The sequence below is a fragment of the Ferdinandcohnia sp. SAFN-114 genome, assembly GCF_059415045.1.
The window spans coordinates 1-643 of the sequence record NZ_JBPFDQ010000218.1; the positions used below are offsets into that span (position 1 = coordinate 1).

1 protein-coding gene is annotated in these 643 nt (G+C 38.3%); it reads left to right on the top strand.

All coding sequences use genetic code 11. From position 1 onward, the window contains the following. Positions 1-643: IS256 family transposase (locus ACR65M_RS27045; RefSeq protein WP_440274960.1), on the top strand; the 643-nt coding region annotated here is incomplete at both ends.

Here is a 643-nt window from a genome sequence, read left to right on the forward strand (position 1 = left end):
TCCAACAACTTTGTGGAGAAAGTGTTTCGAAGTCTTTTGTTTCTTCTCTTACGGAACAACTCGACCCAATTGTTCAAGCTTGGGCAAACCGGCCTTTAAATACAACATACTATCCTTATATTTTCGCTGATGCCATGTATATTAAGGTACGCGAACATAATCGTGTTGTATCAAAGGCAGTCTATATCGCTACCGCCATTACGGAAGAAAACCGCCGAGAGATATTAGGGATAAGAGTTGATCACGTAGAAAGTTATGATGCTTGGAAAGCCTTTTTACATCACTTACAATCTCGGGGAGTACAATCTCCAAGACTATTTATTACAGACGCACATCCCGGATTAAAAAAGGCTCTAAAAGAAGTCTTTGTTGGAACCGTTTGGCAACGTTGTACTGTCCATCTCAAGCGAAATATCTTTAATACACTACCTAAAAAAGGAGTAGATGAAGAAAAACTAGGATTAAAGAGAATTTTTGAAGCTGTTAGTGTGGATGATGCCAGAAAGTTTAAAGATGAATTTCTTGAACGATTTGGAGAAGATTCAAAGCTGGAGAAAGCGATCCGCATTTTAGAAGATGGCTTCGAAGATGCTATCCAGTTTTTAAATGAACCCAATAAGTTTCAACAATATATTCGCAGCAC